Source organism: Streptomyces sp. NPDC050418 (assembly GCF_044458745.1).
In the GTDB taxonomy this organism is placed as follows: Bacteria; Actinomycetota; Actinomycetes; order Streptomycetales; family Streptomycetaceae; genus Streptomyces.
In genome coordinates, this window is sequence record NZ_JBITIG010000017.1 from 122,808 (window position 1) to 149,027 (window position 26,220).

Below are 26,220 nucleotides of genomic sequence, written 5' to 3' on the forward strand. Positions count from 1 at the left end.
ATGACCAGCACCACGGACCAGCTGGCGGACCTGTCCGCCACCACCCTCCTGCGCTTCGCCACCGCCGGCAGCGTCGACGACGGCAAGTCCACCCTCGTGGGCCGGCTGCTGCACGACTCCAAGTCGGTGCTCACCGACCAGCTCGAAGCCGTCGAGCGGGTCTCCGCGAGCCGCGGCCAGGACGCTCCCGACCTCGCGCTGCTCACCGACGGGCTGCGCGCGGAGCGCGAGCAGGGCATCACCATCGATGTCGCCTACCGCTACTTCGCCACCGCCCGGCGCCGCTTCATCCTCGCCGACACCCCCGGGCATGTGCAGTACACCCGCAACATGGTCACCGGCGCCTCCACGGCCGAGCTGACGGTGATCCTCGTCGACGCCCGCAACGGCGTCGTCGAACAGACCCGCCGGCACGCCGCGATCGCCGCGCTCCTGCGCGTCCCGCACGTGGTCCTCGCGGTCAACAAGATGGACCTCGTCTCCTACGAGGAGACCGTCTTCGCCGCCATCGCCGAGGAGTTCACCACCTACGCCCAGGAGCTGGGCGTCCCGGAGATCACCGCGATCCCGATCTCCGCGCTCGCCGGTGACAACGTCGTGGAGCCCTCCGCGCACATGGACTGGTACGGCGGACCCACCTTCCTGGAACACCTGGAAACCGTCCCGGTCAGCCATGACCTCGCCACCTGCCACGCCCGTTTCCCGGTGCAGGTCGTGATCCGGCCGCAGACCGCCGAGCACCCCGACTACCGGGGTTACGCGGGGCAGATCGCCGCCGGTACCTTCCGGGTCGGCGAGGAGGTCAAGGTCCTTCCCTCCGGGCGGACCTCGACGATCGCCGGGATCGACCTGCTCGGCGAGAAGGTCGACGTGGCCTGGACCCCGCAGTCGGTGACGCTCCTCCTGGAGGACGACATCGACATCTCGCGCGGCGATCTGATCGTGCCCGCGCATGACGCTCCCGCGACCAGCCAGGACATCGAGGCGACGGTCTGCCACGTGGCCGACCAGCCGCTCTCGGTCGGACAGCGGGTCCTGCTCAAGCACACCACCCGTACGGTCAAGGCGATCGTCAAGGAGATCCCCTCGCGGCTCACCCTCGACGACCTCTCGCAGCACCCGGAGCCGGGGCAGCTTGTCGCCAACGACATCGGCCGCGTCAAGGTGCGCACCGCCGAGCCGCTCGCGCTCGACGCGTACGCCGACTCGCGGCGCACCGGCTCGTTCCTCCTGATCGACCCGGCGGACGGCACGACGCTCGCCGCGGGCATGTCCGGCGAGGCCTTCGCGGGCTCCGACGAGCCGCACGCCGCCGAAGCCGGTGCCTCCGACGACGAGGGCTGGGACTTCTGATGGCCATCGACGTGTACGCGACGTTCGCGAAGGAGGGCGGCCGGGTCGGCAGCGGCGCCCTGGGAGCGGGAACCGGGGGTGTCGCGCGATGTGTGTGCTGACCACCGCCCCGTGCGGTCACCCGCATTCCGTACGACATCGAAGACCTGCCGAACTCCCGGCCGCGTACCCGCACTTGAGGGGGACGTAAGAACCGGGCCTCCGAGAGGATCACCTCCCGTGCCTGCCATCCGCTCCACCCGGCGACAGCGCTACGCCTTCGTCGCGCTCACCCTGCCGCTCCTGGCGATCAGCGCCTGCGGTTACGGCTCGAAGGCCGAGGACGAGGGCGACACGACCTCGCCCGTGGCCCAGGGCAAGGCGATCGACGGACTCGACGAAGTCAGGATCGGCTACTTCGCGAACGTCACCCACGGCACCGCCCTCGTCGGCCTCGGCAAGAACGGCCTGATCCAGAAGGAACTGGCCGGCACCCAGATCAAGTCCCAGGTCTTCAACGCGGGCCCCGCCGAGATCGAGGCGCTCAACTCCGGCGCCATCGACATCGGCTGGATCGGACCCTCGCCGTCGATCAACGGCTACACCAAGTCCCAGGGCAAGAGCCTGCGCATCATCTCCGGCTCCGCGTCCGGCGGTGTCTCGCTCGTCGTGAACCCCAAGAAGATCAAGTCCCTGGACGATCTCGAGGGCAAGACGATCGCGACCCCGCAGCTGGGCAACACCCAGGACGTCGCGCTCCTCAACTACCTGGCCGAGAAGGGCCACAAGGTCGACGCGACCAGCGGCAAGGGTGACGTCAACATCGCCCGTACGGACAACAAGATCACCCCGATCGCGTTCAAGAACGGGGACATCGACGCGGCGTGGGTGCCCGAGCCCACCGCGTCGAAGCTGGTGGCCGACGGCGGCAAGGTCCTCCTCGACGAGCGCGAGCTCTGGAAGGACGGCAAGTTCGTGATCACGAACATCATCGTCCGCCAGGAGTTCCTGGAGCAGCACCCGAAGGTCGTCGAGGCCGTCCTGCGCGGCTCGGTGAACACGAACGCGTGGATCGCGAAGAACCCCGACGAGGCCAAGAAGGCCATCAACGAGGTGCTCGACGAGGCGACCGGCAAGCCGCTGCCCGCCGACATCCTCGACCCGGCCTTCGAGAACACCGACTTCCTCGACGACCCGCTGGCCGCCACGCTGCGCGACGAGGCGCAGCACGCGGTCAAGGCCGGACTCCTCAAGGACCCGCTCCTCGACGGCATCTACGACCTGCGTCCGCTGAACAAGGTGCTCAGCGCCGCGGGCAAGCCCTCGGTCGACGACGCCGGTCTCGGCGCCAAGTAGCGCGCACCGTGCGGGCCGGGCACGCGCCCGGCCCGCACCGCACAAGCCCCCCATCCGAACGCAGATCCCCAGGAGGTGACGGTCATGGCAGCCACGCTCACCGAGGCCGCGGTGGACCAGTCGACCGCACGGACCGAGCCGTACGCGGCACGGATCTCCCATGTCTCGAAGTCCTTCGGCCGGCCGGGCGCACAGCAGCTCGTGCTCGACGACATCAGCATCGATGTCGCGCCGGGCGAGTTCGTCACCCTCCTCGGGGCCTCGGGCTGCGGCAAGTCGACGCTGCTCAACCTGGTCGCCGGGCTCGACAAGCCGTCCGCCGGCGCGATCGAAGTGCCGGGCGGGCGTCCGGCCCTGATGTTCCAGGAGCACGCCCTGTTCCCGTGGCTGACCGCGGGCAAGAACATCGAACTCGCCCTGAAGATGCGCGGACTGCCCAAGGCCGAGCGGCGCGACGAGGCCGAGCGGCTGCTCGGGATCGTCCGGCTCAACGGCGCGTACGGCAAGCGCGTGCACGAGCTGTCCGGCGGGATGCGCCAGCGCGTCGCGCTGGCCCGTGCCATCGCGCAGGACAGCCAGCTGCTTCTGATGGACGAGCCGTTCGCCGCGCTCGACGCCATCACCCGTGACGTCCTGCACGACGAACTGACCCGGATCTGGCGCGAGACCCGGCTCTCGGTCCTGTTCGTCACGCACAACGTGCGCGAGGCGGTGCGGCTCGCCGAGCGGGTCGTCCTGCTGTCCTCGCGTCCCGGGCGGATCGCCCGTGAGTGGGAGGTCGGGATCCCGCAGCCGCGCCGTATCGAGGACAGCGCGGTCGCCGACCTCTCCGTCGAGATCACCGAACAACTGCGGGGGGAGATCCGCCGACATGGCCAGCACTGAGACCAAGACCACCAGCGCCGACGATACGCAGCAGACGAAGGAGAGCGCCGACCTCGCCGGTCTGGAGGCGGGACTTGACGCCCTGGAGACCCAGACCGCGCAGCGCACCGCGTTCGGCCGGATGCTCCTCGCCAAGGCGCTGCCGCCGATCGTCGCCATCGCGCTGGTCCTGGCGCTGTGGCAGCTCGCGTACCACTTCAAGGTGAAGGAGCACTATCTGCTCCCGAGCCCCGCCGACGTGGGCCGCACCCTGCAGGAGAAGTGGCTCGAAGGCACGCTCCTCGACTATGTGTGGACCTCGCTGTCGCGCGGTGCGCTCGGCTTCCTGATCTCCGTCGCGGTCGGTACGCCGCTGGGTCTGATCGTGGCCCGCGTCAAGGTCGTCCGGGCGGCGATCGGGCCGATCCTGTCGGGCCTGCAGTCGCTGCCGTCGGTGGCGTGGGTGCCGGCCGCGATCATCTGGTTCGGTCTGAGCGACGCCACGATCTACGCGGTCGTGCTGCTCGGAGCGGTCCCCTCTATCGCCAACGGCCTGGTGTCCGGGGTCGACCAGGTGCCGCCGCTGTATCTGCGCGCGGGCCGGGTGATCGGCGCGACGGGGCTGCGCGGCGTACGCCATGTGCTGCTGCCCGCCGCCCTGCCCGGCTACATCGCGGGCCTCAAGCAGGGCTGGGCGTTCTCCTGGCGCTCCCTGATGGCGGCCGAGCTGATCGTGAACGCGGCCGACCTGGGCGTCGGACTGGGCCAGCTCCTGGAGCAGGGCCGTGAACTGCAGGACATGTCCTGGGTGCTCAGCGCGATCCTGCTGATCCTCGTGGTCGGCATCGGGATCGAGCTGCTGCTCTTCGCCCCGATCGAACGCCGTGTGCTGCGCAGCCGCGGTCTGCTCGTCAGGAGCTGACCGGCCATGCTCACCACGACCTCCCGTCTCTCCGCCGCGCGCGGACCGGCCGCTGCCGCCCGGTCCGCCGGTGGTCCCGTACTGCTCGTCATCGCGCACGGCAGCCGTGACCCGCGGCACGCGCGCACCGTGCACGCCATGGTGCGGCAGGTCCGGGCGCTCCGCCCGGAGCTGCGGGTGGAGACCGCGTTCCTGGACTTCAACGCACCGTCCGTACCGCGGGTCCTCGAGCGTCTGGACGCCGAGGGGGTACGTGAGGTCGTGGCCCTGCCGCTCCTGCTGACCCGTGCCTTCCACGCGAAGGCCGACATACCCGGCGTCCTGCGGGAGGCGGCCGTACGGCTGCCGCGCCTGCGGGTGCGGCAGGCCGAGGTGCTCGGCCCCTCGCCGCTGCTCGTCGACGCGCTGGAGCGGCGGCTGTACGAAGCCGGGGTGCGCCCCGGTGAACGAAGCTCGACCGGGGTCGTCCTGGCCTCGGCGGGCTCCTCCGACCCGGAGGCGAACGCGGTGATCGCTGAAATCGCGCGGGAGTGGCGGCGCACCGGTTGGTGTGCCGTGCGGCCCGCGTTCGCCTCCGCATCCATGCCCCGTACACAGGACGCCGTACGGGAACTGAGGGCCGCGGGGGTGCGCCGGATCGCGGTCGCCCGCTATGTCCTCGCGCCGGGCTTCCTTCCTGACCGGATCGCGCGCGGCGCCGAGGAGGCGGGCGCCGACGTCGTCGCCGAGGTCCTGGGCGCGGCGCCCGAGGTGGCGCGGCTCCTGGTGGACCGGTACGACGCCTGCCGGAACGCGGTGGCGGCGGTGCCGGCGCTCACGGCGTGAGAAAAGTGCCGTGTGCGGGCCTTCGGTCTGCGGAACGTGGTTGCCGAGACGCGGCGGTTTGCCTAGCGTCGGCCAGGTGACTCCTGAGCTGCGTACCGAACGCCTGGTTCTGTCCCCGTATATCCCGGCGGACGAGGCGGACTTCGTGGGCCTCTTCCAGAACACGGCGTCCGGGCAGTGGTTCTGGGAGGGTCCCGAGCGCCCGCCGGCCGCCGAGGACCGCGCGCTGTTCGGCCGGATCTTCAGCATGGTCTATGCCGAGGACCGCTTCCAGGTCTGGGCGGTGCGCCACGAGGGCCGCTATATCGGGCACGCGGAGATCAAGCCGTCGCCCGAGTCCTGGCTGAAGGGCCACGAGATCGTCTACGGGCTCACCTCGGACAGCTGGGGCCAGGGCTTCGGCACCGAACTGGCCGCCGCGCTCACCGCGTACGGCCATGACGCCCTCGGTCTGGCCGAGGTGCACGCGACGGTGAACGCGGAGAACGCGCGCTCGCTCAAGGTCCTGGAGAAGATCGGCTTCGTCCACGCGCGCACCATCCGCGAGGACGACGGCAGCACCACCCAGCTGCTCACGCACCGGGTGAGCTCGGATAACGTCCGGGCATGAACGACACCTTCCTGCTCGGCGGCGATCTCCCGGTCCGCCGCCTCGGCTACGGCACCGCCCAGCTCACCGGCCCCGGCTACTGGGGCCCGCGCGGATCCGCCGCCGACGCGGTGGCGGTGCTGCGGCGGGCGGTCGAGCGGGGTGTCACGCTGATCGACACGGCCGACAACTACGGCCCTTCGGTCGCCGAGGAATTGGTGGCCCAGGCGCTCCACCCGTATCCGGACGGCGTGGTGATCGCCACCAAGGGCGGTGTGGTGCGGACTTCTCCGGACGCCTGGCACATCGACGGGCGGCCCGCGAGCCTGCGCGCGATGTGCGAGGCAAGCCTGCGGCGGCTGCGGGTGGACCGCATCGACCTCTACCAGCTGCACCGGATCGATCCGGACGTGCCGTTCGCGGACCAGCTGGGCGCGCTCGCCGAGCTGCGCGCCGAGGGGAAGATCCGGCACGTGGGCCTGGACACGATCACCGCGCAGGACCTGGACCGCGCGCTCGACCTCGACCTCGTCCCGGTCGCCGCGGTCCAGAACCGCTTCAACCTGCTCGACCGCGCCTCGGCGGAGCTCCTGAAGCGCTGCGAGGCGCGCGGGATCGCGTTCCTGCCCTGGTTCCCGCTGGGCAACGGCGAGTTGACCTCCGACCCGGTGTGCGCCGCGATCGCGCGGGCGCACGAGGCGACACCCGGGCAGATCGCACTGGCCTGGCTCCTGCACCACTCCCCCGCGCTCTGCCCGACCCCGGGCACGGGCACGCTCGCGCATCTGGAGGAGAACCTCGACGCCGGCGCGGTGCGCCTGAGCGACGGGGAAGTGGCGCGGCTGGATGCCCTCGCCCCTCCGGCGTGAACTCGGGCCCTCCGGCGTGAGCTCAGCCCTCCGGCGTGAACAACGTCCCCTGGTGGAACCAGATCTGCCAGCCCAGCTCGGTGCGGCGCCACAGTGAACTGCGGTGGGCGTGGCGCCCGTTGTTGTCGGTGTCGAAGGTGAGCTGCACCAGGTCGTCGGCGAGCTGAACCCCGCGCATGTTCGAGGCCACGATCGGTATGCCGTCGTCGAGCCCGTTCTCGGAGAGGGCCTCGACCATCGCCTGCCGGTCCCACTGCCGCCCGGAGGCACCGGTCTCGGTGAACTCCGCGTGCAGCAGCCGCTCGAACTGAGCCGGGTCCCGTCGCACCTGCGGGTCGAGCAGCCGCAGTTCGCCCTCGATGGCGGCGGTGACGGCGGCGTTGTGCCCGGCGCGGTGCGGCTCAGTCATGGGTCAGCTCCACAAGCTTGGTGACGGTGTTCCAGTTGCGCGTAGTGGCGATCATGCCCTTGGTCATCCGCGGGCGCGACAGGATTTCGCCGAGCTTGGAGCGGCCGAGACCATCGGGCGCGTAGAGGTAGACACAGCGGTCGCCCAGGGCGAACTCCTCGGGCAGCCGGCTGTCCCGGTCGATCTCCTCGTAGCGCGCGGGGTCCGGCTGCCCGGACAGATACGTGACGTGGACCTGCTTGGCCTCCAGCTCCGCGGCCGGGTAGGGGCACGCCTCGGCGACGGCCTTCAGATACGCGTGGTCGCGGACCAGGCAGGTGACAGCGAAGCCGAAGTGCCGTTCGATGGCGGCGGAGATCTCCGCGGCGAGGCTCTGCTCGTCGCCGCCCTTCGGCGCGCCGAAGAACGCGTTGCCGCTCTGCAGATGCGTGGCGACCGCTTCGTATCCGAGACCGGTGAGCAGGGTGCGCAGCTCGGCCATGGGGATCTTGGCGTGGCCGCCGACGTTGATGCCGCGCAGCAGGGCCGCGTAAGTCTTCGTCATGCCCAGACCTTAAGTGAGGGGACTGACAACCGCGTTCGCCGGCGGCGGCCGTCCGTCCCCTCTCCTGCGGTCAGCCGGTGCGCAGTTCGGCCTCGACCAGGTCCGCCGCGCGCTTGGTGCCGCCCTCGGCCGCCGTCTGCACCTGGAGGTCGGCGAGCTTGCGGGCCACCTCCTCGTCGGCGGCGATGGCCAGGACGGCCTCCCTGAGCGCCTCGGCGGTGGCCTCCTCGGTGGGGAGCTGCCGGGCGACGCCGAGAGCTTCGAGCATGGCGGCGTTGCCGAACTGGTCCACCGCCTGCGGCACCGCGATCATCGGGGTCGCGGTGGCCAGGCCCTCCTGGCTGCCGCCCGCGCCGGCGTGGGTGATGAACACGTCGGCCTGGCGCAGGATCGAGAGCTGCGGCACCCAGTCGTGCACTTCGATGTTGCCCGGGACCGCGCCGAGTTCGGCCGGGTCGACGTGCTTGCCGATCTGCAGCACGACATGCCAGCCCGGCAGATCACCGAAGGCCTTGACGCACTCGCGGTAGAAGCCGGGCTGCTTGGTGAACGTGGAGCCGAGCGAGACGAGCAGCACCTTCCCGGCGCCCTCGGGGCGCTGCCACTCGCCCTGGTCGGCGCGCTCGCCCTGGCAGGCGCCGACGAAGGTGTAGCGCTGCTCGTCGACGCGGTCGGCGTTGGGCTGCAGCGCCTTGGGGATCACGACGATGCAGCGGTCGGGGCGGCCCATGAAGTCCTCGACCGGGAGGTCCATCCCGTTCTCGGCGATCCAGCCGCCGAAGGTGTCGTAGAACGCCTTGCCGCGCTCGGTCTGCTTCAGCGGCTCGAACATCGGCTTCCCGACCTCCTCCTCGTACCCCTCCCAGGCCACGAGGTTCGGCGAGAACTGCACGATCGGGACGCCCCAGCGGTGGGCGAGGACCCGTGCCGGGTACGCGGTGATGTCGTAGAGGACGAGGTCCGGTTCATCGCCCTCGTACAGCGCGGTGAGCTGGGGCAGCGCCTGGAGCGCGTCGCTGAGGAACGGCTCGATGTTGTCGATCAGCTCGGTGCCCCAGGCGTCCGGGTCGTCGTCGGTCGGCAGGGTCGAGGTCCAGATCTTGGGCTCGGCGCCGACCGCGGCGACCTTCTCGGCGAAGGACTCGGGAATCGCGTACGTGACCCGGTGCCCGCGGGCGACGAGCTCGCGCACGACCTCCAGGCTGGGGTTCACATGCCCGGCGGCGGCGATGGAGAACATGGCGATGTGCGCAGGCTTGTGCGGTGTCATGTGATCACCGTAGGCGAGACGGTGCGTCTCGCGCAAGACGGTTCGTCTCGTCGGGCCGCCGCTCAGCCGATGCGGCCGTCACCACCCGAAGCGGCCGTCACCACCCGAAGCGGCCGTCCTCACCCGAAGGGGTCGTCATCCCCGAGGGGATCGTCCCCGTAAATGTCGTCATCGCCGTAGGGATGGTCGTCCTCCGTCGGCGTCGGGGACGGTTCCTCGCAGCGCACGACCTTGCCCACGTACCGGCACCCTTCCCGCAGCGGCTTGTCGTCGCGCACCATGCTGATCACCACGATCGCGATCACGGTGCACACGACGAGGATGACCAGCGACCGCGTACTCACCTTCTGACGCCGGACCGCCATATCCACTCCCCCATGAGTCTCCGGCTCCCCGGCTCCCCGGGCAGGAACACCCCTCGTTCCGCCCCTACCGCTGATACCGAGCCAACACCAGATTCCCGTCCTTCACGAGCCGCTTCTCCAGCTCCGCCGCGTCGATCGCCCCGCTGTAGTACTCCTGCAGCGCGGGGGTCGCCACCTTGTCCTTCCACTCCGGGTAGCCGCGGACCGACTGGGCCGGGGCCGAGGTCAGGTGCGAGGCGAGGGCCGTACCCGTGGACCAGCCGTCCTTCTTCGCGTGCAGGGCCGGGGCCTTGAGCGCCTCGGTGCCGGTGGGGAGCATCCAGTCGCCCTTCGCGAGGCGCACCATGTTGTCCGGCTGCAGCATGAAGTCGATGAATTCCATCGCCTCCTTCTTGTGCTCCGTGTCCTCGGACACCGAGAGCGTCTGCGGCGAGACGCCCTGCGTGAGCCCCTCCGCCCCGGCCGGCGCGGGCAGCACCTGCCACTCGAAGCCGTCCGGCGCCTGCTGGACGATCTGCTGACGGTACGAGAAGCCGAGCGGCACCATCGCGTACTTGCCGCCGAAGAAGCCCGGCAGGGTGTCGGAGCCGCCCATGCCGAGGGTCGTGCTCGACGCGCTGCCGTCGGTGTTGACCTGGTCGTGGATCGTGCCGGGCACGACGCCGTCGCCCTCCTCGAAGCGGATGTCGACCTTGCCGTCGGCCTCGCGGTGGAACAGCCGGCCGCCCGCGGAGAGCGAGAGGTTGAGCGTGGCGGAGACCGGGTCCTTGAGCGGCCAGGCGACGCCGTACTTGCCGTCGCCGCTCAACTCCTTGGTGATCCGCCGGAATTCATCCCAGGTCCAGGGCTTCTCGGGCGTCGGGATCCGGACGCCCGATTCCTCGAGCCACTTCGCGTTCGCCATGATCACGCGCGGTTCCTGGAGGAACGGGACGCCGTAGATCCCGTCGCCGAAGGTCGTCGTGTCCCAGCTGTTCCGCGGGATGTCGGCCTTCAGACGTTCCGGGACCAGTTCGCTCAGGTCCGCGAGATAGCCGCCGTACGCGAAGTCCGCGAGGTCGTCGGAGGCGTCATGGATGATGTCCGGCGCCTCACCGCCCTCGAAGGAGGTGAGCAGCTGGTCGTGGACCGAGTCCCAACTGCCCTGGATGTACTTGACCTGGACGTCGGGATGCGCGGCGTTCCACTCCTTCACCAGCTCCTTGTTGACCTCGACCGACTCGGCCTGCCAGGCCAGGGACTGGAACTGGAGCGTGATCTTCCCGCCACTGTCCGAGGAGTCCCCCGAGCAGCCGGTGAGCAGCAGCGTGAGGGACGCGGCGGCCGCGGCAAGGCACTTGATCCGGCGCATCAGCTCTTCACCGCCCCGGCCATCATCCCGCCCGTGATCCGCTTCTGGATGATCGCGAAGATCACCAGGGACGGAATGGTGGCGAGGAACGCGGCGGCGGCCAGCGGACCGAGATCGGCCACGCCCTCCGTGCCGATGAAGCGGTTGAGGATGACCGGCAAGGTCTGCTTCTCCGGGGTCTTGAGCAGAACGAGCGCGAAGAAGAACTCGTTCCACGCCGTGATGAACGCGAACATCGCCGTGGCCACCACACCCGGCGCGAGCAGCGGGGCCACGACGGAGACGAAGATCCGCAGCTTGCCCGCCCCGTCCACGGCCGCCGCCTCCTCCAGCTCGGTCGGCACGGCCCGTACGTAGCCGACGAGCATCCACAGCGCGAAGGGCAGCGACCACACCACGTACACCATCACCAGACCGGGCAGCGCGTTGATGAGGTGCAGATTCTTCAGGATCAGGAACAGCGGGATGATGATGAGCACGAACGGGAACGCCTGGCTCACCACGACCCAGCCGGTCGCCGCCTTCGCGAGGCGGTTGCGGTGCCGCGCCATCACGTACGCCATCGGCATCGCGATCACCACGGAGATCAGGGCCGCGCTGAGCGCCACGAGCAGCGAGTTGAGGCCGGCCTGGAGCAGGGGCTGCTCGTCGAAGGCCTGCCGGAAGTTCTGCAGCGTGGGGTTTTCGGGGATCCAGGTGGGATCCAGACTGCCCAGTTCCTTGGCGGGCTTGAAGGCCGTGGAGATCAGCCACAGGAACGGGAACGCGAGGAAGACCAGATACGCGAGCAGGGCCACGTACTGTGCGGCGCGCGCGGATTTCGACGTACGCATGACTACTCGTCGCCTCCCTTCAGCCGGCCCACCAAGTAGAAGGCGAGGATCACCGAGATCACGGCGACCATCACACACCCCATCGCGGCCGCGTAGCCGAACTGGCCGTAGCGGAACGCCTCTTCGTACGCGAAGAGCATCGGGAGACGGGTACGGCCGCCGGGACCGCCCTGGGTGAGCACGTACACCAGGGCGAACGAGTTGAAGTTCCAGATGAAGTTGAGCGCGGTGATCGCGAGCGCGATGGGCTTGATCGCGGGCCAGGTGACCGTGCGGAAGCGGCGCCACGCTCCCGCACCGTCCATCGCGGCGGCCTCGTGGAGTTCCTTCGGGGTGTTCTGCAGTCCGGCGAGCAGCGCCACCGTGGTCTGCGGCATGCCCGCCCAGATGCCGACGACGATCACCGCCATCAGGGCAGTGGCCGTTCCGGTCAGCCAGTCCGTGCCCTCGCCGAGCCCGAAGGTGGAGAGCGTCTCGTTGAGGACGCCCGCGTCGGGGTGGTAGACGAGCCGCCACATGATGCCGACGACGACCTCGGGCATGGCCCACGGGATGATCGCGAGCGCGCGGGCCAGCCAGCGGAAGCGCAGGTTCTGGTTGAGGAGCAGGGCGAGGCCGAGGGCGAGGAAGAACTGCGGGACGGTGACGCCGACCGCCCACAGCAGACCGATGCGGAACGAGTCCCAGAACAGGGTGTCGTGCAGCAGGTCCTGGAAGTTGAGGAGCCCGATCCACTGGGTGGGCTCGGTGCGGCCCGACTGCGCGTCGGTGAAGGAGAGCGCGATGCCGTACAGGAGCGGCCCCACGCTCAGTACCAGAATCGGAATCAGCGCCGGCAGGACGAGGAACCAGGCCCCGTGGTCCACCGGTTTGCGCGGCGACGCGCTCTTCGCTGACCGCTTCGACTTCGTCGCGGTCGCCAATGTCACGGAATCGGCTCCTTCGGGCGGGTACCTGCAGATACGGCCGCCCCTAGACGACTAAGTCCGAACCCCTGCCTGCCGGGAAGGGGCTGGCACGCACGCTCGCTGCGTTGTCGTCGGTCGCCGACGCTCCGCGTCGACTCCCTCCTCCGCCTTGCGATCGCACGCACCAGCCCCTTCCCGGCCCGCCCTCCGGGCGGAACGACAGGGGTTCGGACTTAGTCGTCTGCGGCCCTGGTCATCGTGCTGACGTGAACCTGATACGTCAAGCGACCTCGCAGGGGTTGCGTGCTGTGCGAATGCAAGACTGATTCCTGGCCGCGGGTGCCTCCTCGAAACGGAACGGACGGTGCGGCGGCCGGCACAGCAGCGACTGCGGAGTGGCACGGAGGCGGCAGATGGACGAAGCAAGGGCACGCGAGGTGCTCGACGGTGCGGGGTTCGCCGGGGAGGCGGAGCTGCTCGCGCTCGGCGAGAACGCGGTGTTCGCGCTCGGTGATCTCGTCGTCAAGGTGGGGCGTTCGGCGCCCGGACTGATCGAGCGGGCGGGACGCGAGGTGCTGATCGCCGAGTGGCTCGCCGAGGCGGGCGTCCCGGCGGTGCGGGCCGTCGAGTCCAAGCCCCGTGTGGTGGCCGGGCATCCGGTCACGGTCTGGCGGCGGCTCGGCGCTGCCGTGCGGCCCGCGACGGCCGCGGATCTCGCCTCGCTCGTGCGGCTCGTGCATGAGCTGCCCGCACCTCCCGCGGAGTCGTTCGAGCTGCCGCGGCGCGAGCTCCTCGGCGGCGTGAACCGGTGGCTGCGGCTGGCCGGGGAGGCCATCGATCCGGCCGACGCGGCGTTTCTGCGCGAGCGCCGGGCCGGTTTCGCGGAGGCGGTACGGACGCTGGTGCCGCACCTGCCGAAGGGGCCGATCCACGGGGACGCCCTGCCGCGCAATGTGCTCGTGACGGCGCAGGGTCCGGTGCTCGTGGACCTGGAGACCTTCTCGTCCGACTTCCGCGAGCACGATCTCGTGGTGATGGCGCTCTCCCGCGACCGGTACGGGCTCGATCCCGCCGCGTACGACTCCTTCGTCGAGGTGTACGGGTGGGATGTGCGGGAGTGGGAGGGGTGTGCGGTGCTCCGCGGGGCGCGCGAGACCGCGAGCTGTGCGTGGGTGGCCCAGCACGCGCCCTCGAATCCGAAGGCGCTCGCGGAGTTCGAGCGGAGGGTGGGGTCGTTGCGGGACGGGGATGCCTCGGTGCGGTGGTATCCGTTCTGACGGGGCCGGCCCGGGCTGTCGGCTCACCCGGTCGGTGACGGGGCCGGCCCGGGCCGTCAGCTCACCCGGTCGGTGAGGCGGCGCAGCGGCCAGCTCGTCTCGACCACGGCCGACGTTTCCCCCTTCGCCCGCAGGAACTCCTGGAAGTCCGCCGCCCACTCCGCGTACCAGGTGATCTGCTGCTCGTGCAGACGGGCCGGGCCCAGGGTGGCGATCTTCGGGTAGCGGTCGGCTATGGCGCAGGCCAGGCGGGCCGCGGCCAGGGCGTCGGCCGTGGCATTGTGCGCGTCGTCGAGGACCACTCCGTACTCACGGCAGACCGCCTCAAGATTGCGCTTGCCTTTGCGGTAGCGATCCGCGGTGCGGTCGATGATGTACGGGTCGATCACCGGGGCCGGCTCGCGGCCGCCCAGACGGTCGCGCAGCGAGGGCAGGCCGTGGCGCCGCAACTCGGCGGAGAGCAGGGTCAGATCGAAGGTCGCGTTGTACGCCACGACCGGGACCCCCGCGTCCCAGTACCCCGCGAGCGCGCGGGCCAGCTCGTCCGCGACGCGGTCGGCCGGGCGGCCCTCGCCCGCGGCGCGCTCATTGCTGATGCCGTGCACCGCGACCGCCTCCGCGGGGATCGGCACGCCCGGATCGGCGAGCCATTCCTTGCGGCCTGCCGGCTCCCCCGCCCTGACCTCGATCAGCGCACCGGTCACGATGCGCGCCTCGCGCGGATCCGTGCCCGTGGTCTCGAGGTCGAAGCCGATCAGCAGCTCCTGGTGCCAGCCCATGCGTGGCGCCTCCTTCGTTCGGTTCCCCCGTGTGTTCCACACCTTGTCACGCGCCACTGACAACGGGCCCGGGGGCCGGGTGCGGGCCGGGCCCGCGGGGCCCGGCTACGACACCGGCCGGGAGTCCGCCCACACCGACTCGAATTCCTCGCGGTACGTCTCGAAGAGCCCGTGCTCCCCGGCGGCCGTCTCGTCCGCCTTGACCACGCGCGAGCCGCTGCGGAGCACGAGGACCGGAGCCTCCATGCCGCGCATGCGGCGCAGGTACGACTGGACCACCGCGACACCGTCGTGGCCGTCCGCGTCCACCAGGTAGGCGGTGAAGCGGGGCGTCTCGTCGAAGACGTGGATCTCGAAGGCGCCGGGGTCGCGCAGCCGGGAGCGCACCCGTCGCATGTGCAAAATGTTCATCTCGACGGAGCGACTCAACTCGCCCCGCTTGAGGCCCAGTTCCCGCTCGCGCCGCTTCACCGCGCTGCTCGCCGGGTTGAGGAAGAGGAGCCGCACCCTGCCACCGGCCTCGGCGAGGCGCATCAGACGGCGGCCGGAGAAGTTCTGGACCAGGAGGTTCAGGCCTATCCCGATCGCGTCGAGGCGGCGCGCGCCGCCGAAGAGGTCCTCGGCGGGGAACTGGCGCAGGAGGCGGACCCGGTCCGGGTGGACGCCGACGACGTCCGCGTACCGGTCGCCGACGATGTCCTCCACGGCGTCGACGGGGAGGCGGCGGGCCGAGGGGACCTCCGCGTCGCCGCCCAGTATCTCCAGGAGCCGCGACGAGGCCCGCTCCGCCTGGGCGAGGACCGAGGAGGACAGTGCACGGTTGCGGGAGACCACATTGCGGGTGACCTCCAGCTCGTCCAGCGCCAGTTCCACGTCGCGCCGGTCGTCGAAGTACGGCTCGAAGCAGGGCCAGTGCTGCACCATCAGCTCGCGCAGCTGCGGCAGCGTAAGGAAACTCAGCACATTGTCGTCGGCCGGGTCCAGCAAATAGCCCTTGCGGCGGCTCACTTCGCGTACCGCCACCGCCCGCTGCACCCACTCCTGCCCGGCGGGCCCGGCGGCGGCCACCACCCAGTCCTCGCCGTGGACGGGCTCGTAGATGGGGCGGAGCACGGCCGCGACGACGGCGCGCAGCCGCTGCTCCACGAGGTTCAGCCAGATGTAGGCCCGCCCGGCGCGCTGCGCGCGGGTGCGCACTTCGCGCCAGGCGTCGGCGCCCCAGTTGAGCTCGGGTCCGATCTGCGACGTCGTGTCCACCGGGCGCGCCAGGGACACCGCTGAGGGCGGGGTGTCAGCCGAGCCGCCCTCGTCGCGACCCGAGTCGCCTGGGGGCAGCTCAAGACCTCCCGAGCTCACCCGTGCACCGCCTTCCGCTCCCCCTCGGTCACCGTCGCGTTGACGTTACGGGACATCGGGGACGATCTTGACCCGGACCCCGTTCAACGATCAAGGAAGGGTACTCCGGGAGCGGCGGGCGGTGCAGCAGGATGGACAGGCTGCTTTCCCAACTCCCCTATTCCGGTTGCCCGTTCTGGTCGGCCAGGTCCGCGGGAGTGAGCGGATTCATAGCGGTCACATCCCGCGGGGCCAGCGAGAAGCCCTGCCAGTGCACCGGCATCGGCTGCTGGTCCTCGTCGCGGGCCACGTGATGGAAGCCCATGTTGACCCATACGATCGGGTGGGTGAGGGTCTGTCCATTGACCCACTTGTCGACGCTCTTGCCGCCGCCCGCCCCGCAGTTCGGGATGTTGTTGCTGGCGAACTGCTCGCACTTCTTGTAGTTGGTGAAGAACAGGTCGTTCTTGGTGAACGGCCGCCCGGAGTACTTGGCCTGCGCGCCCGGCACGATCTCGTACGAACGGGCGTGGCCGTCCTTGTTCTTGCCGGCCGTGCTGACCACACGCCACCAGCGCATCGTCTTGGCGTTGGCGGCCAGTTCCTTGGTGACCTTGGTGCGGGTGGTCTTGTTGGTCGGCGTGGTGCCGCCGCGCGCGGGCGGGCTGATCTTCGAGTCGTACTGCTCGACCTTCGCCTTCGGGGAGCCGTCGAGCCCGAAGTTGAGCCGCCAGAACACGTTGTGGCTGTGGCTTGTCGCGTAGTCCTTGGCGCCCTTGCCGATGGGCCAGCCGCGGCCGTCGCCCGCGTCGTAGTCGCCGGGCGAGAGGGAGCCGGTGGCGCCGACGTTGGCCTGGATGGTGCCGTCGTCCTGGAAGCGCCACTCGGTGATGTACTCGTACCAGCCGACCTGGTTCACGGCGTAGACGAGCAGGTCCTTGCCCTGCGCCTGGCGGATCTTGACGCCGCCGTTCTCCTGGAACTCACTCATGCGGTACGCGTGGCCGCGGGCCTTGGTCGTGACGCACAGGCCCTTGACGTTGGCGAGCTCCGGGTCCCAGGCCTCGGGGACCTTCACGGTCTTGATGGTGCCGCCGGGGCATTCGGCCGCGTTCATCGGCATCAGACCCTGGCCGAAGCCGGCGCCGGTGAGGTCGTCGTACTCCACCGAGCCGTCGTCGTAGGGGACGTGGATCTGGGCGAGCTTCGCGGTCGTGAGGACCGGGATCGGGGCGGCCTCGCCCTTGGGCTGGTACGAGATCTTGTCGAGGACCAGACCGGCGGCGGTCTCGTAGTGCCAGCACATCCGCCAGGTGGTGCCGCCGGACAGGGTCTGCTCGATCTTGTACGCGGCGCTGCAGTCGGCGGGTGCCGCGGGCGCGGCGGGGGTCTTCGGTGCCGCGGCGTTGGCGGGACCGGCCGCGAGGGCCGCGGCGCCGGTGACGGCGGCGGCCCCGAGAAGCGCGGCGGCCTGCCGGCGCGCGCGGCGTGCTCTGGTGACGTGCATGCTGAAGTGCTCCCTCGTGCAGGAAGAAGTCAGGGAAGGGCAGGAGTGTCCGGCCACGGGGCCGGAAGGGACCGGCCGCGAGGTCAGGAGAGGCGGCCCACGGAGCGGGCGCTCAGGTCGACGACCAGGTCACGGGCGTCGATCCAGGGACCGTTGACCACCTTCGGGAAGAGCCGTACGCAGCGGTGCTTGCCGCAGTCCGCGAGCTTGCCCGGGGCGGGCGCGTCGGCGGCGGAGCGGAAGATCATGCTGTGCACCCGGAGCTGGTCGGCCTTGGTGAGCGGCTTCCCGGTGGCGTCCTCGTAGTCCTTCCTGAGGTCGTCGGCGAGCGGGCTCGCCAGGAGCAGCTCGGTGGCCTCGCGGTTCTCCTCGCGGCTCGCGGGGGCCTGGACGCCCTGCTGCGTGTCGGTGGCGACGACCTCGCCCGCGGCCAGATCGACGGTCTTCGTGATGAACGAGTCCGTCTTGTAGTCGTAGTACGTGAGCTCGGCGCGCCGCGGCACGGTGCCGCCTTCCAGCTCGGCAGGGCTCAACTCGCCGAGATTCGTGGCGAGATGCTGCACGCCACGGTCCCCCTCGACATCGCGGCCCGCGGTGAGCTGAGCCGCTCCGGAGGCGATCTCGTCGGCGCGCTTCAGCTCGTCGTCCGTGAGCGGATCGCGGCCGACGCCCTTGTCGCCCTCCTCGGGCGCGTCCTCCATGCGGGCCGGCGGCAGCGCCGGAACTTCCTTGCGCTGTCCGGCCGTTGTGCCGCTGCCCGCGCCCGCCTCGGCGGTCCCCGGCAGCGTGATGCCGACCATCACGGCGGTCCCCGTGACCGCGACGGCCGCACCTGCCACCACCTTGCCCAGGTGGCGGTGCATGAGTGTGCGCACTGTTCCCCCTATGTCCGAGCCGTCCGACCCTGTCCCCTTTGCGGGTGCAGACGTTCCGAGTATGTGTGGTCGGCCTGTAGGACGGGGGGAATCGAAGGGTGGTTGCCTCGGATAGGGGGAACTCTTCCCGAAGTCGCCTCAGGCCCGAGGCCCCGAAGTGGAAGAGTCGAGCCATGCAGGTCTGGCCTGGACAGGCGTATCCGCTCGGCGCCACCTATGACGGCGCCGGGACCAACTTCGCGGTGTTCTCGGAGGCCGCGGACCGTATCGAGCTGTGTCTGCTGCAGGACGACGGGTCCGAGACGGCGGTGGAGCTGCGGGAGGCCGACGCCTTCGTGCGGCATGCGTATCTGCCCGGGATCATGCCGGGCCAGCGGTACGGCTTCCGTGCCCATGGCGCGTACGACCCGGAGCACGGCCGGCGGTGCAACTCCGCGAAGCTGCTGCTCGATCCGTACGCGAAGGCGGTCTGCGGGCAGGTGCGGTGGGGCGAGGCGGTGTACGGGTACCACTTCGACGCACCCGAGCGGCGCAACGACCTGGATTCCGCTCCGCACATGATGACGTCGGTGGTCGTCAACCCGTACTTCGACTGGGGTGACGACCGGCCGCCGCGCACCGAGTACCACCGGACGGTGATCTACGAGGCCCATGTGAAGGGTCTGACGATGCTGCATCCGGCGCTGCCTCAGGAGCTACGGGGTACGTACGCGGGGCTCGCGCACCCCGCCGTGATCGAGCACCTCACCGAACTGGGGGTCACCGCACTGGAGTTGATGCCGGTGCACCAGTTCGTGAACGATCACCGTCTTGTCGATCTGGGGCTGAGCAACTACTGGGGCTACAACACGATCGGCTTTTTCGCCCCGCACAACGCGTACGCGTCCTGGGGTGAACGCGGGCAGCAGGTCCTGGAGTTCAAATCGGCGGTGCGGGCGCTGCACGAGGCGGGGATCGAGGTGATCCTCGACGTCGTCTACAACCACACGGCCGAGGGGAACCATCTGGGGCCGACGCTCTCGTTCCGCGGCCTGGACAACGCCTCGTACTACCGGCTCGGCGAGGACCGGCGCTCCTACACGGACACGACAGGGACCGGCAATTCGCTGCTGATGCGCTCGCCGCACGTGCTGCAGCTCATCATGGACTCGCTGCGGTACTGGGTGACCGAGATGCACGTGGACGGCTTCCGCTTCGATCTCGCGGCGACGCTGGCGCGGCAGTTCCACGAGGTGGACCGGCTGTCGTCGTTCTTCGACCTCGTGCAGCAGGATCCGGTGGTCAGCCAGGTGAAGCTGATCGCCGAGCCGTGGGATGTGGGCGAGGGTGGTTACCAGGTGGGTAACTTCCCGCCGCTGTGGACCGAGTGGAACGGCAAGTACCGCGACACCGTGCGGGACCTGTGGCGGGGCGAGCCGCAGACGCTCGCCGAGTTCGCCTCGCGCCTGACCGGCTCCTCGGACCTGTACCAGGACGACGGCCGGCGGCCGCTCGCCTCCATCAACTTCGTGACCTGCCATGACGGGTTCACGCTGCACGATCTGGTGGCGTACGACGAGAAGCACAACGAGGCCAACGGCGAGGACAACCGCGACGGCGAGAGCCACAACCGCTCGTGGAACTGCGGGACCGAGGGCCCGACCGACGACCCGGACATCCTGGCGCTGCGCGGCCGTCAGCTGCGCAACTTCATCGCCACGCTGCTGCTCTCGCAGGGCGTCCCGATGCTCGGCCACGGCGACGAGTTCGGCCGGACGCAGCGCGGCAACAACAACGCGTACTGCCAGGACGGCGAGCTGGCCTGGGTGCACTGGCCGGGTGAGGACGCCGAGGAGAACGTCCAGCTGGCGTTCACGCGGGCCGTGGCGCGGCTGCGGCGCGATCATCCGGTGTTCCGCAGACGCCGCTTCTTCCACGGGCGTCCGGTCGAGGAACCGACGGGCGCGCAGAGCGAGCTGACCGACATCGCGTGGTTCACGCCGGGCGGTGAGCTGATGCGGCAGCGCGACTGGGACCGTTCGCACGCCCGCGCCCTGTCGGTGTTCCTGAACGGCAACGCGATCTCCGAGCCGGGCCCGCGCGGCGAGCGCATCCAGGACGAGTCGTTCCTGCTCCTGTTCAACGCCTCGCCGGAGCCGCTCGACTTCGTGGTGCCCCTGAACCACGGCCCGCAGTGGCAGGTCGTCCTCGACACGGCGCGTCCGGACGGGCTGCCCGGCGAGGACGGTCCGAAGGTGCGGGCCGGTGACCGGCTGCGGCTCACGGACCGCAGTCTCACGGTGCTGCAGCGGCCTGCTTGAGGTCGGGTTCCGGTGCGGGGTCGGCGCGTGGCTCCCGTACGGCGAGGGAGACCAGGAAGGCGCCGGCGGCCGCCGCGCTGCCCAGCGCGAACGCGACGTGGGCCCCGTACTCCTCGGCTAGGCGCCCCGCGACCGCGAGGGTCACCGCCTGGCCGCCGACGAAGGCGCTCACCGCGAAGGTCATGCCCTCGGAGAGCCGCTCCTTGGGCACCGCGCGTTCGGTGAGGCCGAAGCCGGTGATCAGGTTGGGTGCGTAGATCGCGCCGAAGACGGTGACGACGGCGTACAGGAGCGGCATGCTGCCGGTCCAGATCAGCGGCAGCGAGAGGAGCGCGGCGGCGGCCGTGGCGATGCGCCAGCGCAGGGCCAGTCCGAAGCGTTCGGGGAGTGCGGCCATGGACAGGCCGACGACGGCGCTCATCACGCCCATCGCCGCGTAGACGAGCCCCGCCTGGCCGTCGTGTCCCAACTCCCGGGTGAGCGCGGTGATCCCGGCTCCGCAGGCGCCGAGCAGGATCCCGAGGAGGACGAGCCCGGCGCGTACGAGATGCACCGAGGACGGCATGCGGGCGGGGCGTGTCGCCGTGCCTGTTTCCCTTGCGTGCAGCGGTACTTCGCGGGCGGAGGGGTGCAGGGCGAACGCCGTGCCGCAGACCGCCACGAGGACGACCGCGACGGCGAAGGCGTACGCCGGGTGGCCCGCGACCGCCGCGAGGCCGACGAGGGCCGGGCCGAGCACGAAGGACAGCTCGTCCATCGTGCCCTCCAGGGAGAAGGCCGCGTTGACGAGCCGGCCGTCCGCGCCGCGGGCCCGCGCGAGGGCCACGATCCGGGCGCGGGCGAGCGGGCCGATCCCCGGCTGGCTCGCGCCCGCGAGGGCCGCGAGCGCGATCAGGGCCGGGGTCGGGAGTCCGTACAGCGCGGCCAGCGTGAAAGCCGTGATCAGCAGGGCGTTGAGCAGCGCGAAGCCGAGCACCACACGGCGCTGGCCGCGCCGGTCGGCGAGCCGCCCGAGATACGGGCCCATGGCCACCTGCCCGAGCGCCAGCGCACAGCCGACGGCGCCGCCGGTGCCGAGCGAGCCGCTGGTCTCGGCGACGAGCAGCACGCTGCCCATCTGGATGGTCGCGGTGGGGAGCCGCCCGAGGAACGAGACGACGGGGAGCAGCGCCCCGGTCAGTCCGATCACCTGGCGGTAAGCACCGGTTGTCTTCTCCTGTGCCCCCGCTTCTTGTGCCCTCGTCGAGGGACCGCTCCCCTGAGTCATCGTCCGACGCTAGCCACGCGGCGCGCGGCGGGTGCATGAGGGGAAGGCACAAAAGGCGCGCATCGGGGTACGTACGTTCGCATGACGACCGTGCCCTTCGCCGCTTCCGCCGGGAACTCGTTCGCCGCCCCTTTGGCCACCTACCGTCTGCAGCTGACTCCGGCCTTCCCGTTCGCCGCCGCCGAGGCCGCCGTGCCGTATCTCGCGCGGCTCGGTGTCTCGCATCTGCATCTGTCGCCCGTCCTGGAGGCCGTGCCCGGGTCCCTCCACGGCTACGACGTCACCGATCACTCGCGGGTGCGCGAGGAGCTGGGCGGCGAGGACGGGCTGCGGTCGCTGTCCGCCGCGGCGCGGGCCCACCGGCTCGGGCTCGTCCTCGACATCGTCCCGAACCACATGGCCGCGTCCCCGCAGCACAACCGAGCGCTGCGGGACGTGCTCGCGCAGGGCCCGCAGTCGCGGTACGCGCGCTGGTTCGACCTCGACTGGCAGGCGGGCGGCGGGCAGCTGCTGCTGCCGGTGCTGGCCCACCGGCTCGGCGAGGAACTCACGGAACTGCGGGTCGACGGCGAGGTGCTGCGCTACGGGGAGCTGGAGTTCCCGCTGCGCAAGGGCACCGAGGAGCAGCCGCTCGCCGAGCTGCTCGACGCGCAGTGGTACCGGCTCGCGTGGTGGCGGCTGGCCCGCACGGAGCTCAACTACCGGCGGTTCTTCACCATTTCGGAGCTGATCGGGCTGCGCGTCGAGGACCAGGAGGTCTTCGACGCCACGCACGCCACGCTGCTGCGGCTGCTCGACGAGGGCGTCGCGGACGGGCTGCGCGTCGACCACCCCGACGGGCTCGCCGACCCCACCGCGTATCTGCGGCGGCTCGACCGGGCGACCGGCGGGCGCTGGACCGTCGTGGAGAAGATCCTCGCGGACGGCGAGCACCTGGAGGCGGGCTGGCCCGTCGCGGGTACGACGGGCTACGACGCGCTGCGGCACCTCGACGCTCTGTTCGTCGATCCGGCAGGGGCCGGTGAACTGCTCGGCCAGTACCGCAGGTTCACCGACGCGGCGCCCGACCGGGGCGGCAGCTGGACGGCGACGGTGCGCCGGGCCGCGTACAAAGTCGTGACGCATGAACTGGCCGCCGAGGTGGACCGCCTCGTCCGCGCCGTGCAGCGCTGTGCGACCGCGCCCGCCCACCGCGACCACGCGCCCTGGGCGCTGCGCACCGCGCTGCGCGAACTGCTCGTCCGGCTGCCGGTGTACCGGCCGTACGGGACGGGCGAGGCGGTGCGCCGGGTGCTCACGGACGACGCGGCGGCCGCGGCCCGGACGGCGTTCACGGTGCCGCAGGAGGCCGACGCTGTCGATTTCGTACGGGAGTTGCTGCTCGGGCACGCCGCCGACGCCGCGCACACCGAGCTGCGGGCCAGGTTCGCGCAGACGGCGTCGGCGCTGCGGGCCAAGGCCGTGGAGGACACGGCCTGCTACCGCCACACGCCGCTCCTGTCGGCCTCGGAGGTCGGCGGGGATCCGGGACGGCCCGCGCTCGGCCCCGACGCGTTCCACACGTTCTGTGCGCGGCTTCAGCGGGACTGGCCGACGAGCGGCACGGTCCTGTCCACGCACGACACGAAGCGCAGCGCCGACGTACGGCTCGCCATCGCCGCCTTGTCCGAATGCCCGGACCGCTGGGCCGCGTTGCTGGCCCGCGTGACGGCCATGACGCAGGACGCGCCCGCGCCCGACCCCCAGCTCGCGTGGGCCGCTTGGCAGACCGCGGTGGGCACCGGGTTCATCCACCCGGACCGGATGAAGGCGGTGCTGCTGAAGCACGCACGCGAGGCGGGGCTCTTCACGTCGTGGACCGAGCGCGATCCGGGGTACGAGGCGGCGGTCGAGGAGTTCGTGGACGCGGGGCCGTGCGGGCCGCCGCTCTACCTCGTCGCGGAGTTCGCGGGCGGACTGCGCACCCCCGTCGCGACGAACGTGCTCGCGGCAACACTGCTGCACCTCACGATGCCGGGCGTCCCCGACCTCTACCAGGGCACGGAGCACCCCTTCCGCGCGCTCGTCGACCCGGACAACCGGCGCGAGGCCGAGTTCCGCGAGCAGCGCTTCCACCGCCTGGCAGAGGGGCGGGAGCGATGGGGCCTGGACGAGAAGAAGCTCTTCGTGACTAAGACGGCGCTGCGGATGCGCCGCGAACACGTGGACTGCTACGGGGAGTTCGGCGGCTACCTTCCCCTGACGGCCGAGGGCCCGGCGGCCGCGCACTGCGTGGCCTTCGCGCGCTCCGGGATCGCCTCCTTCGTGATCACCGTCGCGACCCGGCTCTCCCTGCGCCTCGCGGAGGCGGGCGGCTGGCGCGACACGGAGCTGCGGCTGCCGCCCGGGCGGTACGTGGATGTGCTCGGCGACGGGGAGCGGGTGCTGGAAGGGGCGGTGCGGGTGGCGGAGGCGGTCGGCGAGTGGGGGGTCGCGTTGCTGGTGCCCGCTCCGTAGCGTGCCCGGTCCCGACGGCGTTGCGTGGCGCGGAACCCGCCTGCTCGCGGGCCCGGCCGCGCTCGGCGGCGTGCGGGTGGTGCGTGCGACGGCCGAGCCGGCGGGGCCGCGCGACGTGCGCGCCGGAGGGCGCGACGACCGGGCACGGTGCGGCAGCGTGCTCGCGACGGGCTCACGACCGCGTACTCTCCCGGGGCTCGCCCCGGACGGGCGCCCTGGTGAAGGTGGTCGCCGAGGCCGCCTCCCTGCGCGTTGCCTCGGGCGGTTCCGGGGCACGTCACCACGGATGGTTCCAGGGCCGGTTCCGGCGCCAGGGCGGCCGGCCGAGTGCTCGGCGTGCACCTCGTCGGGCCGCACGTCCCGGAGACGACCGTCGCGAGCCGGCCGGTCGTCGGCCGGGACGCCGAACCCTCCGACGTGGCCCGGCGCGTCCACGCCCACCCCACGCTCTCGGAGGCGGTCGCCGAGACCTTCCTCACCCTCGCCGGACGCGGTCTGCACCAAGAGTAGGCACGCGGTGCCGGAGAGCGATTCGGCCACCTTGACAGCGGGGTCGGCGCATGGGGTACTGCGGGTGCGCGAGCCGGGCGGACCTGCGCCTGTCCGCGGCCGGACAGGCTTACACGGGGGTGAGTCACCTGACGGAGCAGCACTACCCCAGAGTGAAGGAACTCGTCCTGTCCGCCCGGGTGTTGGCGGCCGAGCAGCCCTGGCTGTGCCGGCTGCGCCGCGTCGGCAGCTCGCGCTCCGGCCGGCCCCTGCAGCTGCTCTCCATCGGGCACGCCACGCGTGCCGTGCTGGTGGTGGCGGGAGCGCACGCCAACGAACCGGTCGGCGGCCCCACGGCGCTGCATCTGGCACGCCGGGTAGCGGCCGACCACCGGCTGCGCACGGGCACGTCGTGGCACTTCCTGCTCTGCGCGGACCCGGACGGCGCGAGCCTGCACCGCTCGCTCAGGCCGGCCTCGCTGCTCGACTACCACCGCCACTTCTTCCGGCCCGCCGGTCCCGAACAGCCCGAGTGGGCGCCCTCCGTACTCCCCCCGGACCGCCTGCCGCCCGAGGCGACGGCGCTGCTGCGCCTGATCGACGAGCTGCAGCCGTATCTCCAGGTGTCGCTGCACGGCACCGATCTGGGCGGTACGTGGGTGCAGTTGACCCGGGAGATACCGGGGCTCGCCGAACCCTTCGCGAAGTCCGCGGCCCAGCTGCACATCCCGGTCGAGACGGGAACCTCGGACGCGGCGGGCTGGCCCGTGACCGGGCCCGGTGTGCATGTGATGCCGCGGCCCGGCACCGAGGTCCCGTTCCCGAGCCTGCCCGAGGACGTCACCCGCTCCACCTGGTACCGCGCGCACCGCTACGGCGGGATGACCGCGATCGTCGAAGTCCCCATGTGGGCCAGCGACCTGGTCGACGACTCCCGCCCGCACCCCGACCCCGGCGGCGCGCTGCGCCAGGTGTCGCGGCGGCTGCGCACCCAGGCCGAGCAGGTCGAACAGGTCCTGGCGCGGGCCCGGTTGGGGCGCTCCTACTCCGCCGCGTTCCTGGATCCACGGGACGCGGCGGCGGATACCGACGCGGAGCCTCCGCACCCCCTCGCACCGCTGCTGCGCGCGAGCCGCTGGGCGCTCGACCTGGTGCCGGGTCTGGCGGACGACTGGCTGCAGCCGCCGCCCGCGGGCGCGACGCGGACGTATGTCTCCAGCATCGACGCCTTCGGGCGGCGGCTGCCGCTGCGGGCCGGGGCGATGCTCCTGAGGACCCTCAAGGCGGCGGGCGATCCGGCCGCGCAGGAGCTGGACCGCCTGGTGGTGCGCTGGTGCGAGGAGTTCGCGACGGCGTTCCGTGCGCGCTGGGTTCCCCTGGAGCACCAGGTCGAGCACCAGGCCCGGACGGTCCTGACGGCGGCGCGTCACGCGCGGGTGGACGCGGACGCGGCGTAGG

At 71.2% G+C, this 26,220-nt stretch carries 23 protein-coding genes and 1 pseudogene; 12 read left to right on the forward strand and 12 right to left on the reverse strand.

Annotated elements, in window-relative coordinates:
- The 7 genes from ACIBI4_RS32965 (at window position 1) to ACIBI4_RS32995 (ending at window position 6,757) form a co-directional block, all read left to right on the forward strand.
- Window positions 1-1,353, forward strand: a complete 1,353-nt coding sequence (locus tag ACIBI4_RS32965; RefSeq protein ID WP_399207878.1) for a sulfate adenylyltransferase subunit 1 — start codon at window positions 1-3, stop codon at window positions 1,351-1,353.
- 219 nt (window positions 1,354-1,572) lie between these two features.
- Complete coding sequence (locus ACIBI4_RS32970; RefSeq protein WP_399207879.1) at window positions 1,573-2,688, forward strand: aliphatic sulfonate ABC transporter substrate-binding protein; 1,116 nt, start codon at window positions 1,573-1,575, stop codon at window positions 2,686-2,688.
- Between the two features lie 75 nt (window positions 2,689-2,763).
- Window positions 2,764-3,573: an ABC transporter ATP-binding protein gene (locus tag ACIBI4_RS32975; protein WP_399207880.1), complete on the forward strand. Its 810-nt coding sequence runs from the start codon at window positions 2,764-2,766 to the stop codon at window positions 3,571-3,573.
- Window positions 3,560-4,474, forward strand: coding sequence for an ABC transporter permease (locus ACIBI4_RS32980; protein ID WP_399207881.1), 915 nt, complete (start codon window positions 3,560-3,562; stop codon window positions 4,472-4,474). Before ACIBI4_RS32975 ends, ACIBI4_RS32980 begins: the two co-directional genes overlap by 14 nt.
- Window positions 4,475-4,480: 6 nt before the next feature.
- Window positions 4,481-5,299 (forward strand): sirohydrochlorin chelatase, encoded by an 819-nt coding sequence (locus ACIBI4_RS32985; protein ID WP_399207882.1) that lies wholly within the window; start codon window positions 4,481-4,483, stop codon window positions 5,297-5,299.
- A 76-nt stretch (window positions 5,300-5,375) separates the two neighbouring features.
- Window positions 5,376-5,909: a GNAT family N-acetyltransferase gene (locus ACIBI4_RS32990; protein WP_399207883.1), complete on the forward strand. Its 534-nt coding sequence runs from the start codon at window positions 5,376-5,378 to the stop codon at window positions 5,907-5,909.
- On the forward strand, window positions 5,906-6,757 hold the full coding sequence (locus tag ACIBI4_RS32995) for an aldo/keto reductase (protein ID WP_399207884.1): 852 nt from the start codon (window positions 5,906-5,908) through the stop codon (window positions 6,755-6,757). Before ACIBI4_RS32990 ends, ACIBI4_RS32995 begins: the two co-directional genes overlap by 4 nt.
- Before the next feature lie 22 nt (window positions 6,758-6,779).
- Here the strand turns inward: ACIBI4_RS32995 and ACIBI4_RS33000 are convergent, their stop codons facing one another.
- From ACIBI4_RS33000 to ACIBI4_RS33030, 7 genes are all read right to left on the reverse strand, one after another.
- Window positions 6,780-7,166 carry a DUF4440 domain-containing protein gene (locus ACIBI4_RS33000; protein WP_399207885.1) on the reverse strand — a complete coding sequence of 129 codons (387 nt, stop codon included), beginning with the start codon at window positions 7,164-7,166 and terminating at the stop codon, window positions 6,780-6,782.
- Window positions 7,159-7,710, reverse strand: coding sequence for a DUF1697 domain-containing protein (locus tag ACIBI4_RS33005; RefSeq protein WP_399207886.1), 552 nt, complete (start codon window positions 7,708-7,710; stop codon window positions 7,159-7,161). Before ACIBI4_RS33005 ends, ACIBI4_RS33000 begins: the two co-directional genes overlap by 8 nt.
- Before the next feature lie 70 nt (window positions 7,711-7,780).
- Entirely contained in the window at window positions 7,781-8,980 is a 1,200-nt protein-coding gene (gene mgt / locus ACIBI4_RS33010) for a macrolide-inactivating glycosyltransferase (protein ID WP_399207887.1), read from the reverse strand.
- A gap of 119 nt (window positions 8,981-9,099) precedes the next feature.
- The gene (locus tag ACIBI4_RS33015; protein ID WP_399207888.1) at window positions 9,100-9,345 is read right to left on the reverse strand and encodes a hypothetical protein; all 246 of its coding nucleotides are present in this window, start codon (window positions 9,343-9,345) and stop codon (window positions 9,100-9,102) included.
- A 64-nt stretch (window positions 9,346-9,409) separates the two neighbouring features.
- Window positions 9,410-10,696, reverse strand: a complete 1,287-nt coding sequence (locus ACIBI4_RS33020) for an ABC transporter substrate-binding protein (protein ID WP_399207889.1) — start codon at window positions 10,694-10,696, stop codon at window positions 9,410-9,412.
- Window positions 10,696-11,529, reverse strand: a complete 834-nt coding sequence (locus ACIBI4_RS33025; RefSeq protein WP_399207890.1) for a carbohydrate ABC transporter permease — start codon at window positions 11,527-11,529, stop codon at window positions 10,696-10,698. Before ACIBI4_RS33025 ends, ACIBI4_RS33020 begins: the two co-directional genes overlap by 1 nt.
- Before the next feature lie 2 nt (window positions 11,530-11,531).
- The gene (locus ACIBI4_RS33030; protein ID WP_399207891.1) at window positions 11,532-12,458 is read right to left on the reverse strand and encodes a carbohydrate ABC transporter permease; all 927 of its coding nucleotides are present in this window, start codon (window positions 12,456-12,458) and stop codon (window positions 11,532-11,534) included.
- Window positions 12,459-12,850: 392 nt separating this feature from the next.
- On the opposite strand from ACIBI4_RS33030, the gene ACIBI4_RS33035 reads away from it, so the two are divergent.
- A complete protein-coding gene (locus tag ACIBI4_RS33035) occupies window positions 12,851-13,714 on the forward strand; it encodes a phosphotransferase enzyme family protein (protein ID WP_399207892.1) in 864 nt (287 codons plus the stop codon).
- Between the two features lie 56 nt (window positions 13,715-13,770).
- Here ACIBI4_RS33035 and ACIBI4_RS33040 read toward each other — a convergent pair whose 3' ends face one another.
- From ACIBI4_RS33040 to ACIBI4_RS33055, 4 genes are all read right to left on the reverse strand, one after another.
- Window positions 13,771-14,493: a 3'-5' exonuclease gene (locus ACIBI4_RS33040; RefSeq protein WP_399207893.1), complete on the reverse strand. Its 723-nt coding sequence runs from the start codon at window positions 14,491-14,493 to the stop codon at window positions 13,771-13,773.
- Between the two features lie 105 nt (window positions 14,494-14,598).
- Window positions 14,599-15,849, reverse strand: a complete 1,251-nt coding sequence (locus ACIBI4_RS33045; protein WP_399207894.1) for an SAV2148 family HEPN domain-containing protein — start codon at window positions 15,847-15,849, stop codon at window positions 14,599-14,601.
- Window positions 15,850-16,006: 157 nt separating this feature from the next.
- On the reverse strand, window positions 16,007-17,335 hold the full coding sequence (locus tag ACIBI4_RS33050) for a copper amine oxidase (RefSeq protein ID WP_399207895.1): 1,329 nt from the start codon (window positions 17,333-17,335) through the stop codon (window positions 16,007-16,009).
- Window positions 17,336-17,418: 83 nt separating this feature from the next.
- Window positions 17,419-18,210: a Tat pathway signal sequence domain protein gene (locus tag ACIBI4_RS33055; RefSeq protein WP_399207896.1), complete on the reverse strand. Its 792-nt coding sequence runs from the start codon at window positions 18,208-18,210 to the stop codon at window positions 17,419-17,421.
- A gap of 173 nt (window positions 18,211-18,383) precedes the next feature.
- Here ACIBI4_RS33055 and glgX point away from each other — a divergent pair, with 173 nt between their 5' ends.
- Window positions 18,384-20,510, forward strand: coding sequence for a glycogen debranching protein GlgX (gene glgX, locus ACIBI4_RS33060; protein WP_399207897.1), 2,127 nt, complete (start codon window positions 18,384-18,386; stop codon window positions 20,508-20,510).
- Here the strand turns inward: glgX and ACIBI4_RS33065 are convergent.
- Window positions 20,485-21,699, reverse strand: coding sequence for an MFS transporter (locus ACIBI4_RS33065; RefSeq protein WP_399207898.1), 1,215 nt, complete (start codon window positions 21,697-21,699; stop codon window positions 20,485-20,487). The genes glgX and ACIBI4_RS33065 overlap by 26 nt on opposite strands.
- Before the next feature lie 159 nt (window positions 21,700-21,858).
- Between ACIBI4_RS33065 and treY the strand changes: the two genes are divergently transcribed.
- From treY to ACIBI4_RS33080, 3 genes and pseudogenes are all read left to right on the forward strand, one after another.
- Window positions 21,859-24,273, forward strand: coding sequence for a malto-oligosyltrehalose synthase (gene treY / locus ACIBI4_RS33070; protein WP_399207899.1), 2,415 nt, complete (start codon window positions 21,859-21,861; stop codon window positions 24,271-24,273).
- A 315-nt stretch (window positions 24,274-24,588) separates the two neighbouring features.
- Window positions 24,589-24,783: pseudogene (locus tag ACIBI4_RS33075) on the forward strand (dihydrolipoyl dehydrogenase); the annotation flags it as partial.
- A gap of 119 nt (window positions 24,784-24,902) precedes the next feature.
- On the forward strand, window positions 24,903-26,219 hold the full coding sequence (locus ACIBI4_RS33080) for a M14 family zinc carboxypeptidase (RefSeq protein WP_399207900.1): 1,317 nt from the start codon (window positions 24,903-24,905) through the stop codon (window positions 26,217-26,219).
- Window position 26,220 lies beyond the last annotated feature (1 nt).